The organism is Nostoc sp. NMS7 (assembly GCF_017115085.1).
In the GTDB taxonomy this organism is placed as follows: domain Bacteria; phylum Cyanobacteriota; class Cyanobacteriia; order Cyanobacteriales; family Nostocaceae; genus Nostoc.
Map to the genome: position 1 here is coordinate 94,677 of NZ_JABXKJ010000231.1, position 17,943 is coordinate 112,619.

Below are 17,943 nucleotides of genomic sequence, written 5' to 3' on the forward strand. Positions count from 1 at the left end.
TTACCTGAACGTGTTCACCGTATTAATCCCAGAGTCGTCAAAAAACCTGTATCAAAGTTTTGCTCTAAAAAGCCTCAACACAGAGGTACTGGACAACGAGTAGAAGCTCCGAAATTTCACATCACTAATCAGCTTTTTAGCCTTAACTGAACCGTATTGGGCTATATCTTCCATAATTTCTGCGAATAAATCATCAAGTACTTCTTTTTGCTCTTGAAGTAGTTCAACAATTGCTGTTTTCAACAGTTCTTTAAGTTTAATTTCATCTAAGTTCATTTCTGGCATATATCCTTCAATCGCTCCGTTTTACCTAATACTACTATGCGTACTATTTTATCTTCTATATAATATCCAAGTACTACAATCAGAAGAAAATGACAAAGGGTAAAAGAGGGCTAGATACTACTCCAAAATGGGACAATAAATATGTATGATACTAAAAGTGAGTTAGATATAAATAGAGAAAATTAGCTCAATATTTGTATGCAGCAACTATCAAGCCATAGTGTGGAGTTCCCAATTCATCTCAATGCTAAAACAATTGCTCGACGTTTAAGTGTTACAGTTCTGTGCCTCACCTTAGCAGGCGTTCTAAGTGGCTATTTCTGGCTCTGGAAGTTTCCCTTCCCAACTACCAAGTGGTTTTACGAACTATTTAGCCTAGATGGAGAATTGAATATTCCTGCTTGGTATTCTTCATTCTCTCTATTATTTTGTTCGGGATTACTTAAAGTAATTAGCGCTATTAAGACGAAAGATCGCTATTTTGTTTACTGGAAAACTCTATATTTGATATTTTTCTATTTGAGTTTGGATGAAGCATTTAGTTTTCACGAGATTTTGATCATTCCGTCAGTGCGACAATCGCTTCATCTCAATCCTATATTTTTCCAAACCTGGGTTATCCCTGGTGCTGTTTTAGTGGTAGTTTTTGCATTTAAATATCTCAAATTTTTGCTCCATCTTCCTCTAAAGACTCGCTATTTATTTCTGATTGCCGCAGTTGTTTATGTAGGTGGAGGCTTAGGTATGGAAATGGTGGGTGGACTTTTGAGAGTAGATTTTGGGCGACGCACTCTAATAACGTTAATTAGCATATTTGTTGAAGAGTTTTTGGAAATGGTCGGAATTGTGATTTTCATTTATGCGCTGCTAGCTTACCTTAGCAGCTTGAAAGAAAGCATTCAACTGAAAATCTATATATCTGAAAACTAAATTGAAGAATCTTTAAATACTTGCAAGCCAGTAGAAACTATTAAGTAAAGCGCCAGAATTCTATTCTAAGTACACGTCACCGTAAAAGGGGTTCAGAAATATTCAGACTTGATGTTGGGTAACACTTAAGTTCTACCCAACCTACGAATGATTAAATTCCATACCCTTTTTGTGGTGTTCTGTACTAAGAGCTTCAACCCTCTGGCAATTTAGCAAACGCTTGCTCAACTAACTCCTTTGTCTTAGCATCCAAACGCAACCAATCGACTTCACCCAATTCATCAATTAAACTAGTATCAATATCAGCAGCTTCCTCCTGTGCGGTGTATTCCAGAAAACACACTTGATAACACACTTCCCACAAATCGATACTCGCTTGTTGCTGTTGACGCTCCAAACGTAGATGATATCCTGGATGGGGCACAGGCAGACGCGTAAGAGTCTCTCTGATTTCATCTGCTTCTTGCGGCGTTGCAGTTTCCATCGCTTGCAACAGTTCAGTCACCAATAGTTTAATTTCATCAGTGGTGCTAGCCGGCCAAATCAGGACATCGTGGTAAGTTCCCGTCCAGGAAGATTCATCAAGCAGCTTGCGGATATTGTCGATAACGCGAATGAAAGCAGGTTGCATGAGGATTTCAGCCTGCTGCCATGCAACTGGATTTGTTATTTTCGGTGGCATTGGTAGTAAACAGGGACACTAAAAGAAAAATAAACAGTCTACGTTTATTAAAAAGCTGCGTTTTTAATCTAAATCTTTTCTCAAGATAGCGGATTTCATTGAAGAAAATTTGGAGATATTTATTACTAGCTGGAAAATTAGGTAATAACTCTGGGGAGGGAATATGATCGGCAAGCTACTAGACCATCGTTACCAAGTAATTCGAGTCCTCGCTATGGGAGGATTTGGTCAAACCTACATTGCCCAAGATACTAGGCGGCCAGGCAATCCCATCTGCGTTGTCAAGCACCTCAAACCCGGAACTGACCCCAGAGTTTTTGATACTGCTAAACGCCTATTCAACAGCGAAGCCGAAACCTTAGAAAAACTGGGCAACCATGACCAAATACCCAGGCTGCTAGCATACTTTGACGATAACCAAGAATTTTATTTAGTACAAGAATATATTGAAGGACATACTCTAGCTGAGGAACTTATACCTGGTAAGCGCTGGAGTGAAAGCCGAGTATTTCAACTGTTACAAGAAGTTCTGGAAATTCTCGAATTTGTCCATCGCCAAGGCGTGATTCACCGCGACATCAAACCGGATAATATCATCCGTCGCGCCTCAGATAATAAGTTAGTTTTAGTAGACTTTGGGGCAGTGAAGCAACTGCGTACACAGCTGGTAACAGTGGGCGGACAACCTTCGGCTACGGTAGTTATTGGCACTCCTGGCTATATGCCCACAGAACAAGGGCAAGGTAAACCCCGTCCTAACAGTGATATCTATTCCCTCGGCATCATCGCCATTCAAGCATTAACAGGATTATCGGCAACAGAATTGCAAGAAGACCCGGAAACGGGCGAAATCATTTGGCAGCAATCAGTAACCGTGAACTATCGACTGGCGGGAGTGTTGTCCAAGATGGTGCATTATCACTTCAAAGACCGCTACCAAAACGCCACGGAAGCACTGCAAGCATGTAAAGACAGCATTAATCCTATCCCTGCACTTTCCAAACCTCAAGAATCCGCCAAAAATTCCAGTTACCAAGCAGCCAAATCCCAGCCTCAAGTATCTCGGCTGCAAACGGTTGCAGTTGCACCAGCGAATCTTGTCAAACCTACCCATAAAGACTCTAGCAAATCTGACCCATGGCCGATATTAATTGCCATATTATTGGCAGGTGGTGGGGCTGCCTTGGTAGCAAATGTAGCTCCCAATATGAAAAATTTAGCTGCTAATCTTACAGGTAAGGATACCGCCTTAGTAAACAAATGCTCGGCTGTTGTCGTCGGAAATTCTAATATCCGTTCTGAACCTAGTTCGATAAATTCTGATAATGTTTTGCAAACTGTTACCGATAACACCAGTTTCGAGGTAACTGGCAAGCGAACAAAACGAGGTTGGATAGAAGTTAAACTTAAATCTGGTCGTTTGGCTTGGGCATACTCGGATGTCATAGCCAATAATCAAGAATGGGGTTCTTGCCTGCGCGAAAAGGGAATTGCAACTAAGACAGTAGATGATGATACCCTGATTGCAACTCGACCAATTCCCAAGCCACAACCAAAATTGAGGAATGTATCAACTCCCCTACCAGAAAAGCCGGAGGGGTCAACTACCGATGGGGGGAAATTAGAGCGATCGCAGCCTAGTGATCACAGTGCCAATATTATAGAACAAGCAAGACAGAAGTATGAATCAGGAGATATAATTGGTGCGATCGCACTTTTAAAATCGGTTCCGGCAAATGCTGCTTCTGGTATCAAAGAGACAGGTAAAGTAATTGCCCAGTGGCAGCAAGATTGGGCTAAGGCAGAGGCGATATCTAATGAGATCAACAAAGCCCTGGATGATGGGAAATGGGATAAAGTTTTAGATTATAAAAACCATCCAGAAAAGTTGCCTAATACTCAATATTGGCGAAATAGAATCGAACCAGTATTTAAACAAGCAGCCGAAAATCTGGCAAAGCAGGCACTATCTAAACTAGAAAATCAAGATAATCAGAAGAGTACCCAACATAAACTTCCCGATACTAACCAACCTGCCACTACAGAGAATCCTAATCCTACAGAAACTCCCAAAAGCGGCTTTTAACAGTTACGAGTGTTTACTGGTTACTAATTTTCTTAAGGCATTTTTTACCTCATTTGTCAATGTGTAAGTTCTATAACTATGGAAATGAGAAACAACATGGACAATAACAAAATTGAGGTTACTGGAATAAGCAAACCTCTACTAAGGCTGATTGATGAGCGAGTGAGGCACTTTGGAGGCGACAGAGCAGCGTATATCCGTGATTTGATTGAAAGGGATATCTTTGGCACATCACACGGACATAAACATACATTTGCAGAGTTTGGTACAAAGCGTACTTTTGACTCACAACAATGGAAAGCGGACATGGAATTATTAGCTCAAGGAGCGGAACAAATACCAGTTTTACCGCCAGAATCCTTTACTCGTGAAAGCATTTATGGGAATCATGACTGATGCTTTTCATGGCAGATACAAACATCCTATTACGGTTCATTTCTCCTTCAGATCCAAATCATATTTTGGTTCGTGATGCCATCTACTCTTTACTGCAAAAGGGAGAAGAAATCTGTTACACATCACAAATTTTGGGAGAATTTTGGAATGTATGTACGCGACCTACAACGGCACGGAGCGGTTTTGGCTTATCAATTGAGGAGACAGACCAGAGGGCACAAGTGATAGAGCGGTACTTCAATGTTTTGCCTGATAGTGCAGCAGTTCATACACAATGGCGGCGTTTAGTTGTCGATTATAGGGTGTCGGGGGTCAAGGTGCATGATACACGACTGGTTGCAGCAATGCTAGTGCATGGACTGACCCATATCCTTACGTTTAATATTAGTGATTTTGCCCGTTACTCAAAAATTACTGCCGTTAATCCCACAGCGATCTCACCTTAAATTACACCTCTACATGATTACTTGTATACAACTTTCTATGTGTAGTTGAGTTGCTGCTTAAACGCCCCCAAGCCCCAAGCGTGTGATGTCGTCAAACTACGCTTATCCTGACATCTCTTTGCACTGGCAACTAGTTACTCAATATTATTGTGTGCAGCGATCGCAGACTGCGGTAAGTTGAAGGAAAGGCAAAAATACTTGTGATAGACAATATTGAGTGAGCAATGGTGATTTGTCTACGCATTGTTGATGATTTTAAACTACAGATGCACACAGATGAATTATCTGTGTGCATCTGTGTCCATCTATGATTTTATTTTCCCTATTAATGCATTTCGTCGTATTCTTGGGCTTCAACTCGTCTTGCTTCCATGCGAGAAGCAGGCAGAAACTCAGCGCGTCGCACTGGAACCAAGGACGGCGTATTTCCTTGGTAAGGGTGAATCACTTGTACAGTACGGGCTGGACGCTGCCGTGGTGAAAATAAAGCTAATACCCCAGCAACGACAACACCACCACCAATAGTGAGAGTTGCGCCTCCCACAGCCCAAAGCATGGGTGAAGACCACCAAGGATTTAGCGGTTGGAATGCTGCTGCTTTTTGTTGGTTATTCTGCTGGGCTAATTGCCACTGCTGCTGAGTATTGAAATTTTGGACTTGTCCTTGGATTTGTTGATTTTGCTGCTTTAGCTGTTCCTTGAGCTGTTCATTGTCGTTTTTTAAACGCTCTAGCTGCATCTGCGTGTTCAACTTCTCCATCTCCAGACGCTGGTCAGAACTGGCAGCAGTCGTTGGCTGAACCTGAGCGGGATACACTGGTTGCCCATAAGGGCTGTAAGGATACATTTGTGGCTGCATTCCGGGCGCTACTACAGTCCCAGGCATTTGGGAAGCAACAGCAAAGTTAGGTTGTAGGGGGGTATTTGTTCCTTTGAGCAATACGAGAGCCGCCAGCCCAGCTACGGCAACCCCGCCGATAAATGCCATACTCTCACTCATCGCCTTTGCTCCTCAATTGCGACGTAACTATAATCATTTGTGACTGACTCACTCTCACACTCATAATTTCTGCCTACTTGATTTCACATAATACTCGAACTATAAGCGACTATATCAGCTAGTTTTTTACATCTTGATATCTGATGTTAATATTCAAGACCATAATGGTCAAATTGTCTAGCAAACAAGGATAGAAAAACTACACTGTTATACTTTTTTAATCTACTTTCCCCGTCTCATCAAGAGGAGTATTTATGCTGGTGTTGGTAGTCTTGATGGCTGCTTTGAGACTTTGGCAAAATTCGGCGATCGCATTTAGTCCTTGCTCTGGGGTATCTTGGGCTAACCGTTTCACAAAAGCGCTACCTACGATCACGGCATCTGCGCCCCACTCCCTTACCTGACGCGCTTGTGCAGCTTCGGAGATCCCAAAGCCGACACCAATAGGTTTATCAGTAACACTACGAATTTCTTTAAGTAAATCGGAGACGCGGTTTTCCAGTTGCGATCGCATTCCTGTTACCCCTGTGACACTGACTAAATAAATAAATCCTTGGGAGGAACGAGCGATCGTTTTTATCCGTTGGGCAGAACTGGTGGGAGCGACCAACAAGATTAGGTCAATTCCCATCTCACTAGCTGGTTGGAGCAACCCGGCGGCTTCTTCCAAGGGCAAATCTGGGACTACCAATCCCGCAACCCCAGCCGCCGCGACTGAAGAGAGAAATTTTTCAATCCCCCGGTGCAGAATTGGATTGTAATAGGTAAATAAGACAATGGGCGATCGCAATTTGGGAGTAATCCCTTGCAGCATTTCCAGCACCTGCTCCAATTTCGTTCCCCTTTGCAGGGCGCGGGTAGCAGCAGCTTGAATCACTGGCCCATCTGCCAGAGGATCGGAGTAGGGTATACCTAGTTCAATTATGTCGGCTCCACTACGATCTAGAATCTCCAAAGCTTTTGCTGTTGTTTCTAAATCTGGATCGCCAGCAGTGATAAACGGGATCAGAGCGCACTCACGATTGCGCCCAAGAGTTTCAAAGCAATCAGAAATCGCAGTCATTTGATAAAGTATCAAGAGTCAAATGTCAATAGTCAAAAGTCCAAATCTAGATTTGGACTTTTGACTCATCAATGATAACTTTACACCTGAGATTGCTCTTCTTGTTCTATTTCAGCTTGAATTCGTGCTAGTTCTTCGGGAGTAAGCTCTTCTAGCCGCTTTTGCAGAAAGTCTTGCTCATACTGTTCGCGCTGTTGATGGTAGGTCATTTTTTGTCCCATTGCCCGGAAAAAATAGGTAGCTAACCAGCCAACTAACCCACTGAATAGTAAGACTTGGCTCCATATACCAGCTTTCTGATTATCCAAACCGACTAGCTGCAATCCTAGATATGCCAAGCCGCCAGCAATAAAAACACCCAAGCCAATTCCAATAGCGTCAATCCGTCGCATGAGAATTATGACCTACCAATTTCGTTAAACTTCAAGTTGTCGCCGTTGGGGTCGAAAATTTACAAACGGCGATAGAACCAACAGACCCGGAAAGAAGAAAAACACCAAAAAGTACATGAAGACACGCTCAATGGATGTAGCTACAAACCAACGCTGCTTCAGGTACAGCAAAACAGCAATCGGGATTACCAAAAGGTAAGCTCCAGCCAAAATCAGATACAGCAGGGCGACAATCATAACTTTCAAGTCTTAAGCATCTGTTTTCCATCATAGGCTGAAGAGCCAGACTCAGGAAAGTCTAGTCTTAAATGCTTTCAACATTACTGTGCCAGAATTCCTCATTTATGTCCAGATTGACTGATAAAAGATAGAATTTATGCTATAATCGCAAATCTACTGGCAAACAAGATCGAAAACTCATCCAGATTGATTATGACCAAACAAGGAAAACTTCCAACTCTGGAAAAAATATTTTCAATCTAGTTGGACAAAAGACACAATTGATGGTGGAATAGATGAGGAGGTATTTACTGCCTCGAAAAAATAACTAGTTATACTAGTTGCCAAACACTAACGGGGGTGTGGCGGAATGGTAGACGCTACGGACTTAGATAACTGAGCCTTGGAGGAGAAATCCCTCAAGTGGAAGCTCTCAAACTCAGGGAAACCTAAATCTGACAACAGACATGGCAATCCTGAGCCAAGCCGAAAAAGTCGTGAGTAATGAGTACTGAGTAGTGAGTAAATTAAAACTCCTAACTCCTCACTCCTAACTATTCGGAAGGTGCAGAGACCCGACGGGAGCTACCCTAACGTTAAGTCGAGGGTAAAGGGAGAGTCCAATTCTTAAAACCTGAGCTGGCTATTGCCATCAGGTAGCAGTGAAAACTGCGGAAGAATGAAAATCCGTTGACCCTAAAAGGTCGTGTGGGTTCAAGTCCCTCCACCCCCATTAAAAATTTAAAATGCCAAAAAACTTTCGTACATTCAAAAGTAGCTAATAGCGTTTCAAAATAAACGCTATGAAATTCTGCACCGTTATCTACCACAATTATCTGTGGTAAACGGTTATGGCGTTGAACGCACAATCGTAACACCATCAAGCAAGAACGATATGAAGGCGAGTCAAAAGTCAAATAAACAGCTAAGAATCTTCTGGAATACGCATCTATCAAAAAAGTTACCCAAGGTCTACCCAATGAACGACCAGTACGGGAACACACTAATTCAACATCTAATTCTGTGTGGTCAATGTGAGCAATTTCAAATGGGCGATCGCCATGTCTGGGGGTTGTCCTGTTCAGTTCCCAATAAAAAGTTTCTTGCTTGTATGCAGCCCGACGACCTTGGCGTTTTTTGATTTGTTCGTAACTGGAACGTTTCTTTATTTCTTTTGTAAACGCTTTATAGCTTGGAGCAATAGCACCTTGTTGTTCGCAAACCCTAACTAAAGCACCATGTACCTCCCACATCTTCTTTTGTTTGAGGGTTTCATAGTCATCAAGGATAAATTTTTCCATCAGCACTAAGGTTTCTTCTGGCAGTTTTCGCGTGCGGTTGCCTTTAGCACTGCGATGCGAGAGAAGTCCGACATAACCACAACTGTACTGCTGTTGTGCTGCTAAATACTTCAATTTCCAATGGCGAATAGTCCTCTCTGACACTGTTTCGTTTTCAGGTGGATTTCCATTTAAATATGGTTCAATAACTTTGTAGCGGCGAAGGGCTTCTGCTTGGTCTTCAGGGCTTGCTCTATAAAATTGCTCCCAAGATTCTGCTTTTATATCTGGTGTTTCAGATTTTTGTAAGCTTTTTATTTTCGCTTGCTGAACCAGATTTAAAAATAAACTCTTTTTCAGTTGAATTAATTGCTCAAGTTCATCCTGTAAAGTAACTTCAGTGTCTCCAACATGAATAATACTTAAGCCTTTGCCATCCCAAGATATTGATGTCCCAATAGAAAGGTTAATCGCAGAAAAACTCATGGGAGTTGATGAAGTTGTTGTTTTTAGCATCAAACCATAGGCAGTAGCTGTGTGCTTGTCGGAAAAAACACAAACTCGTTCTGGTTCAGCTAAGGGCGCAACACTTAAATCAACGTATAATTGCTCTGTGGCAATCAAAGCATAAATGTCATCTGCACTAGCTTGTGTCCCATGATTTAGTAGTTCAGCCAAGGAAATTCCTGGTGAGCTTGATACTAACTGCTGAATTTCTGCGTTGATTGCAGTTTCTAAATGAAGAGACTCGGCTCGAAAATAATCTTCCAAAAAAATTACGTTGCGCTGGATAACCCAATTAATTTGAGTGTCTACACATAGGCGGTAGTAAAGCTCAAACTGTTGTGCATAATTTTCTCCTGGTGGAGTGCGCCATCTACTTTCAGAATCGTAAAAATAGCGGTTTGGACTTTTTTCAGCTAGCTTTTTTAGTTCCTCTTCGGTTTTACATTCCTCCCAACCAGCACAATCTCTTCTAATCACGAAAAAGTCTGGTGTATGCAACACCCCTAAGTTTCGACCATTTTTTCCTTGATAGTCCAATTTGATTGGAGAGGGTTGGTCGTAAAACTCTAAAACTTCCTCATCATGCTCAAATTCGTAGATAGTAGGAAGTTCAACACGGTGAGACTCAAATTGAATAGTAGCTCCCATTTTTCGACTGGGATAAGCCCAGAAACATTTTTGCGTCCACCTCCTACCCGACGAGATGGTTCTGATGAGCGAATTTTTTCAATCAGATTTTGTGTTTGCGAAGAGAGATTCAGGCGACAACACCAAGCATCAAATTCTGTCTTTGATAGCATTGAATATTTCCTGGCACTTAATTATTCTTGTTTGGATTCTAGAACTGGAATAAATAACCAAGAACGCCCTTTTTTCCTGTCACTGCGTTCCAAAGCTATGCCATCAGGATCTCGTTTTTGTGACCATTGAGGAAATTCAGCAGGTTTTGTGTACCACATCTCTAGAAGTGAACGTGGTTTACGTTGTAAGCGTTTTGCCAGTTCATCTGGGGTCAACTCCCAATTCTCCAAATCTGCTGGTGCAGAGTTCTGATCTATATCTTGTGATGGCTTGAGGGTAGGTGAATGAGTTTCAGAGGCAGGAGAGGTAGGTGTGTCTTCCTTAGAAGGTTCAGCTTGTTCAGCCGTAAGCCCATTGTTGCTAATTGTCAGTTGATTCTCGAAGAATGTAAATTGGTTTTTCTGATTAGATTGTTCTCTTACCGCTTCTGGTAATTGAGGTAATGGTTCTAACGCCTGTCTTAAGCGGTCAATCAGCTCTTTGAGTTTATCTCCTTGATAAAACTGAAGCAGTTTCTCAGCAGCCTTTTTCGGATTATCCATCCGCACAGATTTAGAACGGTCTTTAATCCCCAGCAAATCTTTGATGTGATTATTGAGTTCGCGACTGTAAGCTGGTTCCCTATCCTCATCTTCAGGAATTTGGTTAGTATATATGTACTGATTAATTCTCAACCCAATCAAATCCCGCTTGTCTACATACTCTCGTTCTTCTGCCGTCAAGTTTTTGGGGTCTTTTATGTCACGTCCTAGTAATGCTGCTACATCTATGGCAATAAGTGACCTATCTAGCAATTCTCCTATTACTGGAATAGCTTCTGCGGCAAGATTTGCGGCTCTAACTACACTTCGTTGGGTTGGACTTAGCTCACTTTCTAACTTCTTACGGTCGCCGTAAGAAGTTTCATCAGCAAGATCCGTCCGTTCTCCTTGACGAGACTCATAGATAATTGCCCTAAACTTACGCTGTACTTCTTGGTCAGCCTGTAAAACTCTGTCTATCGTCTCTACGCTAGTTTCTAAACCATTTGGACGTTTAGCTGCAATAAAAGCCCGAAAATTTTCAGCATCTGAGCCTTTGGTATAACGGCAGTAATAAGGGGTAACAACTCCCTTTGCCACATAAAGACACTCCCATAACTTGTTATCAATGATTTCTTTGATAAAGTTAGGAATCTGGTCAACAAAAGCTAAATCCTTACCAATCCCAGAAGCTATACCATCCGAGACAAAGAAAGCTCTGACTGCTTGATCATGTCCAATAAAAGTATCGTTTTTAACGCAGTTTCTACGTTTGGCTATGGAGTGAATTTGTGCGACTCTTTCTTTCCTATCTTCTTTGCTGGCATTGCCGTATAAGATGTAGGCTAGGCGATTAACTTTTGTATCGGCTTCTCTACGGGCAAAAGCAGTTTTTTTAGTGGGCAAATAGTCCCCATACTCGGAAGGAAATCCATCAGGAATAACAGTAGATGAAGAACCTTGATCAGCTAACATTTGATCTACCAGCTTTTCATATTCCATGCGGTAGAGGTTAAATAAACCCTTGTCCTCCATTAGCATTTGCGCTAAGTGGGCAGGAGTTTTATGCCAATATCGCCCAAAAGTTGTATTTGCTATCATCCATTCAGCAACATTTGCATATTCAGATTCAATTTCCTCGCCGTCTACAATGTGAGTTCCAATTTCCCCTGTAGAAGCAATGGGCATAAAATTAGAATTTAGTTGCTGACTACCCTGAGAATCTCCTTCTCCGTCTGTTCCCTCTCTACTCTCCCTACCTTCGTTTTCTTCCCTTTCTCTTACAACGTGAGCAATTTCATTTAAGGCACTGATAGCTAAATCTACCAACTGTGGATGAGCCGGAATTAGTGTTTCCACTGGCTCAGGAGCATTTTCAGGGAAACAACGTAATAAACGCCCTAAATCTTGCATAAATGACAGAGTGGCACGAATATTGGTGGCATGAATGCGATATTTCAGCCGTTTGATGGAAACGCCTTCACCCAACATTCCCACTCCAATAATCCAAGATCGCGCGCTGTGTCCAGTTTCTGCTGCAAACCGTTCAATCTGTTCACTGGAGTCTTGCCCTAACCTAGAGTTAGAAGTTGAATTGGGATCATCGTCCCTAGACACGACTACTAGGGCATCTTCACCAGTAAGACTACGAATGCGTTCTTTCATTTGCCGTGCCGCAGCAATCGTGGGAACTCTTACATAAGTCGCACATTCAGGAAGTCCTTTAGCTCGGTCTAGTTTCATCCGTCCATGCGCCCACAAAATTGCTTCTTTAACCCAGCCACCTTGAACATCAATGGCTGTATTTAAAGCATCAGTTAAATCTTGCTCGTTAGTTGCGTTAGTAAAAGTTCTACCGTTGTAGACAGCACGACCTCGACGGTAAGAAAACTCTCCTTCCATAGTTACAAATGAAAAGGGAGGGATTATTTCGTCGCTCAGGGCATCTGCCAACCTATACTGAAAGTCAGGAATACACTGATAAGCGTTCTCTTCTACTGGTGTATAAGTCAACCAGTTACCCAAAATTCTTCTGTTATCGGAACGGAATGGTGTACCAGAAGTCATCAATCGGTGAGAAACAATCGTATCTGGAAACGCCCTTTCGCAAGCTTGACCAAAAGCTAAGTCCGAACTAGTATGGTGAACTTCGTCAAGAATCAGAAACACTTTGCCAGCTACAGTTTGGGACAAATTATTCAGCAGCAAGCTAGAGTTGTTGGAGTAACTGAGCCATTGATAACTGACTACTAAACCGTGATAATGTTGTTGTAGTAACTCTTCTGGCGTGGGTAGCCTACCTAAACTTCTAACAGTTCCTGAGTAAAAAAGATTAAGACCAAAGAGGTTGAATGCATCTTGAGCATATTGCCGCATTAGGTGTTCCGATGGGCCGGCAAAAGAAATAAAATTTTATAATTACTCGCGGCAAGCTTATGATTCCAATTCTGACTCGCGGCAAAGTTATGGTTCCAAAGGTAGAGAAAAGTTATAATTTATTTGACGCAATATCAAGCTTCACAGACCCTTGTGCGGCAAGCTTATGCTTCTAGTCTTGGCAAAGTTATGGGTAAAGTCACAACTGGCTGTGATACTTAGAGCCTATTTGTGATTTATTTTATAAATGGTCTTTTATAAGTAAATAATTTTACTGGAGTATTTCATGAAGTATTAAACAATTTCTGTTTAATACTTTATTTATAGTCCGAGTTTATCAAATTTGTGTAAAAAGATTACTGAATCTCTGAAGAATAGATTGATGCTACTGTTCACCAAGGTAAGCTGGTAATAATATGATCAGGAAGCCTTTTTGTACTGAGAACTGGAATGACCCCTAATAGTTTCTCAATTAGTCAGCAATATCCGCATTTTGTTACGTCTAAATCTAGACAGCCAAATGTGCAAATGGCACAAGAAGAGGTTTATAGCTTCTTTGTGGAAATTGTTAAAAAATTGTCGCCAGACGATGTTTTACGGGAATTCAAAGGTTTATTTATAGACGGTCTTAATTCACAGTCTGCCCATTCTATACCTGGGATATACAGCATTTTTTTAAAAGATAACGAACAAGAGTTATCTAATACACTTAAGCGGTGTATCTACATAATAGTTAATAATTGGACGACTAACAGAAAAGACAAATATATCCAAGAACTAGTTAATTTATTTGCGAATGAAAGCCTGAAAGTAAAGAGCAAGAATTTTCCAGATGTAAATATCTGTAAACGTTGGCTGGACAATTTCATAAATAGCAAAGACTACCAAGAACTAAAATTATTTGCTGGTAAACATGATGAATCATCTAAAGGTCATTGGGCTAATCGCTACACTTCGTATTTATTAATTGATCAATCTGTTAATGAGAATAATCCCAGAGAGCAACAAGAGGCTGCTAGAAAGCTTTCTAGACAGATAAAAGACAAATTTAAGTTTCAACTGGCAATCTATATTGCTCGTTCTCAATCTACCGTCTCAAGCACAACACGCTACACAAATCCCAGTGTTTTGGGAGATAACGTTCTGCATTTAATAAAAGCAATTGTTTTAAAAAAGGGTGTGTTTAGCCATGAAAATGTTGCCAATATATTTATCAAGCAAACTCAAGAGCAAACTCTTGAAGAATTTAAAATAAGTATAGAAAAATATCTATTTTTTTCTGTAGATAATCAAGAAGTAGTCGAGACTTTACGGCGGAAGTTCGTAGAAAATTTATCCTTATGGAAAAAAGATTCTAGTCAAGAAATTATCACGAAAGAATTGTTGTTAAGAACTTGTAATCGAGTGATTGATTCTTTGACAACAGAAAATGGTAAGGAACCTTCGTCATTATTTATATTATTGCTTACCCAAGGTCACTCTCTAACATTGGTGATTATACTGCTAAAGACTATTTTGATTTGCAGAAATTCCCGCAGGCATTTAGAAATTAGGATTGCTCATCTAATTCGTTATTATGAAAAATATCCTGAAGATGAGTGTAAGTGGGTAATCAATTTTATGGAAGTCTTTAATATCACGTTTGCAATCTATGTAGAAAATGTAGAATATAACTTGATTAAGGTGGAAGAACAAAGCAGTAATCCGCAGTTAAATCTGGATGGTTATCGTGTATTTTCACAGATGAAGGTAGATAGACAAAAATGAGTGTCGCCTGATTCACGATTTAGCGAGGTGTTCGTCTAACCAAGCGAAGGCAGCACCCGCAGTTTCAGCTAGAATACTAATGAGGCGATATAGAGCGATCGCACTAAATACTAGGGCAGATGGAAAGTGGTGTCGTAAAAGTTCATACGCAGTCGCTTCAAACACACCTAACCCACCAGGCGCACCCGGAATGATAAATCCTAACAACCAAGCGCAACTAAAAGCCCCTAATAACAAAGGAATTTGATTCACATTCAACGAACCCAGCGCGGACATAGTTAATATAAACCCAGTGGCGCGTAGTCCCATAAAGCCCAATTCTCCCAACAAAGGTCGTAGGGGATAGCTTTTAAGACTGAAGGGAACAGTTGACTCACTGCTGACAGCAGACTTTTTTGCTTTGAATCTGTACAAAAAGCGAATAACTGGGTTTAAAAACCAAGGATGAATCGCCCAAAGGACTACAGCTAAACTCAGCAATTGTAATATTTGTATAACAACGGTAGTATTAGCTGCCGCAAATTGGCTACTGCATAGGACAATGATGATTAAAGCAGCCGCTAGCATGAGTAACGGTTCTAGCAAAACGCTTAAGGTGGCTGCACCTGCAGAAACATTGGCATTTTTGGCGGCGACAATTCGCCCGTAGTGATGCCAGATATTACCTGGTAAATACTTAGCAATGTTCGTTTTTAGGTAAACTTGGATGAATTGGGTAGATGATACAGGTTGATTTAACTCTTGTAAAATCCAAGTCCAGATCCAGCCAGCCCAAGTATGTGCTAGTAAAGTGATGCCTGTTGCGATCGCTATAATTGCCCATCCTACCCCATGAATGCGGATAGCAGTTACCTCAATCCAATTATCCTTCAAAGCTCTAGCTAAAAAAAACAGCGTTCCGCCCAAAATTATCCAGCGTAAAAATTGCTTCATCAATTTAGTAATTTAACGGTGAGAGCAACAAGGGCTGAATACCTTAACTATTACAGTACATCAGCTACCTATCCAAAGCTTTTGAAGTATTAAAATAATTCGTAATTCCTAATTCCTAATTAAGTTTTGTAACGATAATTGACAAAGAGCCACAAAATTTGCTGCTTACTTAAACCCACGGAATTTATTAAACAGGTCTATGTATTTCTTTTTTCAAAAAGGATATGATTTTATTTTATATCTCCCTAGAGTTAGATAAAAATATTCTATCAATCATAATTAAAATGTGGCCTGCGCTAGAGGTAAAGTTAATTTTATTATTCATATCCTTGATAGAGGTTATCAAAGATTCGGCAAGCAAAACAAGCACAATAATTTGCATGACCAATCCAATGATTCAGCAAACTATTAGCTTATGAATATTTTGGTCAGGAGGACTACATGAACACTGTAAGAGTATTCTTGAAAAAAATAAGATTGCGCCAGATATTAACTATCTTTTTCGCTGGACTACTGTTGATAGTTAACACTGCTTGTAGTGGGGCAAATACTCAAGGTGCAAATCCCCAAAATCCTGCTGTACAAGCTGGCGGAGCAAACAATCCTTATAAGAACGGTGGAGACAAGTATACCAACTACAGAATGTCTACCGATCCGAAAATAGCAAACCCAAAGGCCAATCAGGGACGCGACCAAGCTAGCTTACAACCAAGTTCGCAATTATTGATTGCTACAAAGGGAGAATCTGAGATACTTTATCCTGGTGGCGAGACACCAGCAGGTCAAGCCCAGAAAGAAGCAGAACTGCCAATCATTACAGATAAGGACTTTGAAGAACCGGAAGCAGGTGGTTTGATTCAGGATGAACCAAATTTAGGAACTCGGTTTCAAGAGCGGATTGAGACTGTGAAAGAGGCTGTTGAAGAAGCTTCCGGCTTTTTGAAAAACAAGGCAGATGAAGCGGGTGCCAGACCGGAATTACAAAAAAATCCAGCAGTAGGCAGATAGAACAATTATTTTGTCTCAATGGTTGAGATTTTAAATAGATTCTAAATGCCATCTTGGTTGAAGTTTAACTTAGTCACAAAAATGCAAGGAGTAGAAGTATGAAAAAAATAGGTACTTGGCTGAAAAACATTCGTCCCTTGAAAGTTTTAACTGTTTTTTTAGCAGGAATGTTCTTATTTCTGACACAAGCTTGTGGTGATCCAGGAATAGCAACACAGCCACCAAAACCTGACGCTCAATCACCTTATTCCAAACGCTACGATCCCACAAAAAATACTCCTCTCTCTGCTCCTACTGGTGGGATAAATAACTTTAGTGATGTAGATCCCAGAGCGCAAGATGAAAAGGCAGCGAATGACAGAGGTGATGGGCTAGCGAAAAATTCTCAAAAAAATATTGAGCAGAAGGGAATTGACAGTCGAGAGCAATATGGCGAAAATTACCAAAAAGGTACACCTTTTGGTGAAAGAGTGAAGAACCTGGGTGAAGATATCGGCAGTTCAGCTGAAGAAGTTCGCAAAGGTGTTGTTAAGGGGACTCAGCGAGGAATTGAAAATCTCAAGGGTAATACCCAGAATGCTGCCGAAGACGTGACAAAAAATGTTCAGCGTGGGGCTGATGATGCTGGTAAAAATGTTCAGCGCACAGCTGAGGATGCAGGCAAGGCAGTGAAGAGGACAGTCAAAGACGTTGATTGAGATTAATTATCCAATCTCCTGCAAAAATATGAAAGTGCCCACAGACTAAAGGTCTGTGGCTAGTAAAAAAAAGCCTGTCTATGCAGGCTTTTTTTGGGTTTTAGGTGGGGTTTAATTTCCTTGAACTCCATTAATGAGTCTTTGAAGTTTATTAATAAACATCTCCAGAAATTAAATATAGCGGTTCTCGGTTGAGTTGAGTACAAGAACCCCACCCCCAACCCCCTCCCCGCTCTTCGAGAGGGGGCTATGATGTACCTCACTAGGTCGGGAACCGCTATATACATTATCCAGAACTCTTGTAGAGACGTAGCATTGCTACGTCTCTACATTCATTTTTCACGGTATCTGGAAAACCTCTCTTCTTCATCTCTCTCCTTGTAGGAGAGAGACTTTGAATTTTGCCCCTTCCCGTGTCGGGAAGGGGGTTAGGTCTTTCGTGGGCTTTTATCACATGAGCTGAATTGTCAGGTGTCTAATGAGTTTTTGAACTCCGTGAACGAGTCTTTTAGCTCCGTCGTCGAGTCTTTTAGCTCCGTTAATGAGTCTTTGA

Annotated in this window: 17 protein-coding genes; 7 read left to right on the top strand and 10 right to left on the bottom strand. The window is 41.1% G+C overall.

From position 1 onward, the window contains the following. Window positions 1-51: 51 nt before the first annotated feature. Window positions 52-285: a hypothetical protein gene (locus HWQ38_RS29470; RefSeq protein WP_292800956.1), complete on the bottom strand. Its 234-nt coding sequence runs from the start codon at window positions 283-285 to the stop codon at window positions 52-54. A 198-nt stretch (window positions 286-483) separates the two neighbouring features. Here HWQ38_RS29470 and HWQ38_RS29475 point away from each other — a divergent pair, with 198 nt between their 5' ends. After that, window positions 484-1,215, top strand: coding sequence for a hypothetical protein (locus HWQ38_RS29475; RefSeq protein WP_292800958.1), 732 nt, complete (start codon window positions 484-486; stop codon window positions 1,213-1,215). Window positions 1,216-1,408: 193 nt separating this feature from the next. On the opposite strand, the gene HWQ38_RS29480 is transcribed toward HWQ38_RS29475, so the two are convergent. Further along, window positions 1,409-1,897, bottom strand: a complete 489-nt coding sequence (locus tag HWQ38_RS29480) for a hypothetical protein (protein ID WP_292800960.1) — start codon at window positions 1,895-1,897, stop codon at window positions 1,409-1,411. A 163-nt stretch (window positions 1,898-2,060) separates the two neighbouring features. Between HWQ38_RS29480 and HWQ38_RS29485 the strand changes: the two genes are divergently transcribed. The 3 genes from HWQ38_RS29485 to HWQ38_RS29495 all read left to right on the top strand — a co-directional run bounded on the left by HWQ38_RS29485 (window position 2,061) and on the right by HWQ38_RS29495 (window position 4,825). After that, complete coding sequence (locus HWQ38_RS29485) at window positions 2,061-3,983, top strand: serine/threonine protein kinase (RefSeq protein WP_292800962.1); 1,923 nt, start codon at window positions 2,061-2,063, stop codon at window positions 3,981-3,983. A gap of 96 nt (window positions 3,984-4,079) precedes the next feature. Then, window positions 4,080-4,379: a hypothetical protein gene (locus HWQ38_RS29490; protein WP_292800964.1), complete on the top strand. Its 300-nt coding sequence runs from the start codon at window positions 4,080-4,082 to the stop codon at window positions 4,377-4,379. Window positions 4,380-4,387: 8 nt separating this feature from the next. Further along, entirely contained in the window at window positions 4,388-4,825 is a 438-nt protein-coding gene (locus HWQ38_RS29495; protein WP_292800966.1) for a PIN domain-containing protein, read from the top strand. A 325-nt stretch (window positions 4,826-5,150) separates the two neighbouring features. Here the strand turns inward: HWQ38_RS29495 and HWQ38_RS29500 are convergent, their stop codons facing one another. The 7 genes from HWQ38_RS29500 to HWQ38_RS29530 form a co-directional block, all read right to left on the bottom strand. Next, window positions 5,151-5,825 (bottom strand): heterocyst differentiation related protein, encoded by a 675-nt coding sequence (locus HWQ38_RS29500; RefSeq protein WP_292800968.1) that lies wholly within the window; start codon window positions 5,823-5,825, stop codon window positions 5,151-5,153. 217 nt (window positions 5,826-6,042) lie between these two features. Beyond that, complete coding sequence (trpA, locus tag HWQ38_RS29505; RefSeq protein WP_292800970.1) at window positions 6,043-6,888, bottom strand: tryptophan synthase subunit alpha; 846 nt, start codon at window positions 6,886-6,888, stop codon at window positions 6,043-6,045. An 80-nt stretch (window positions 6,889-6,968) separates the two neighbouring features. Continuing rightward, window positions 6,969-7,280, bottom strand: a complete 312-nt coding sequence (locus HWQ38_RS29510; RefSeq protein WP_292800972.1) for a DUF3007 family protein — start codon at window positions 7,278-7,280, stop codon at window positions 6,969-6,971. 24 nt (window positions 7,281-7,304) lie between these two features. Then, window positions 7,305-7,517: an NAD(P)H-quinone oxidoreductase subunit L gene (gene ndhL, locus HWQ38_RS29515; RefSeq protein WP_292800974.1), complete on the bottom strand. Its 213-nt coding sequence runs from the start codon at window positions 7,515-7,517 to the stop codon at window positions 7,305-7,307. A gap of 578 nt (window positions 7,518-8,095) precedes the next feature. Next, complete coding sequence (locus HWQ38_RS29520; RefSeq protein ID WP_292800976.1) at window positions 8,096-9,934, bottom strand: DDE-type integrase/transposase/recombinase; 1,839 nt, start codon at window positions 9,932-9,934, stop codon at window positions 8,096-8,098. Next, a complete protein-coding gene (locus HWQ38_RS29525; RefSeq protein ID WP_292800978.1) occupies window positions 9,853-10,086 on the bottom strand; it encodes a hypothetical protein in 234 nt (77 codons plus the stop codon). Before HWQ38_RS29525 ends, HWQ38_RS29520 begins: the two co-directional genes overlap by 82 nt. Before the next feature lie 21 nt (window positions 10,087-10,107). Beyond that, the gene (locus HWQ38_RS29530; RefSeq protein ID WP_292800980.1) at window positions 10,108-12,984 is read right to left on the bottom strand and encodes a hypothetical protein; all 2,877 of its coding nucleotides are present in this window, start codon (window positions 12,982-12,984) and stop codon (window positions 10,108-10,110) included. 450 nt (window positions 12,985-13,434) lie between these two features. On the opposite strand from HWQ38_RS29530, the gene HWQ38_RS29535 reads away from it, so the two are divergent. After that, on the top strand, window positions 13,435-14,751 hold the full coding sequence (locus tag HWQ38_RS29535) for a hypothetical protein (RefSeq protein WP_292800982.1): 1,317 nt from the start codon (window positions 13,435-13,437) through the stop codon (window positions 14,749-14,751). A gap of 12 nt (window positions 14,752-14,763) precedes the next feature. Here the strand turns inward: HWQ38_RS29535 and HWQ38_RS29540 are convergent, their stop codons facing one another. After that, a complete protein-coding gene (locus HWQ38_RS29540) occupies window positions 14,764-15,684 on the bottom strand; it encodes a lysylphosphatidylglycerol synthase domain-containing protein (protein WP_292800984.1) in 921 nt (306 codons plus the stop codon). Between the two features lie 441 nt (window positions 15,685-16,125). Here HWQ38_RS29540 and HWQ38_RS29545 point away from each other — a divergent pair, with 441 nt between their 5' ends. Further along, on the top strand, window positions 16,126-16,692 hold the full coding sequence (locus HWQ38_RS29545; RefSeq protein WP_292800986.1) for a DUF6658 family protein: 567 nt from the start codon (window positions 16,126-16,128) through the stop codon (window positions 16,690-16,692). Window positions 16,693-16,790: 98 nt separating this feature from the next. Beyond that, window positions 16,791-17,390 carry a hypothetical protein gene (locus HWQ38_RS29550; protein WP_292800988.1) on the top strand — a complete coding sequence of 200 codons (600 nt, stop codon included), beginning with the start codon at window positions 16,791-16,793 and terminating at the stop codon, window positions 17,388-17,390. Window positions 17,391-17,943: the final 553 nt, after the last annotated feature.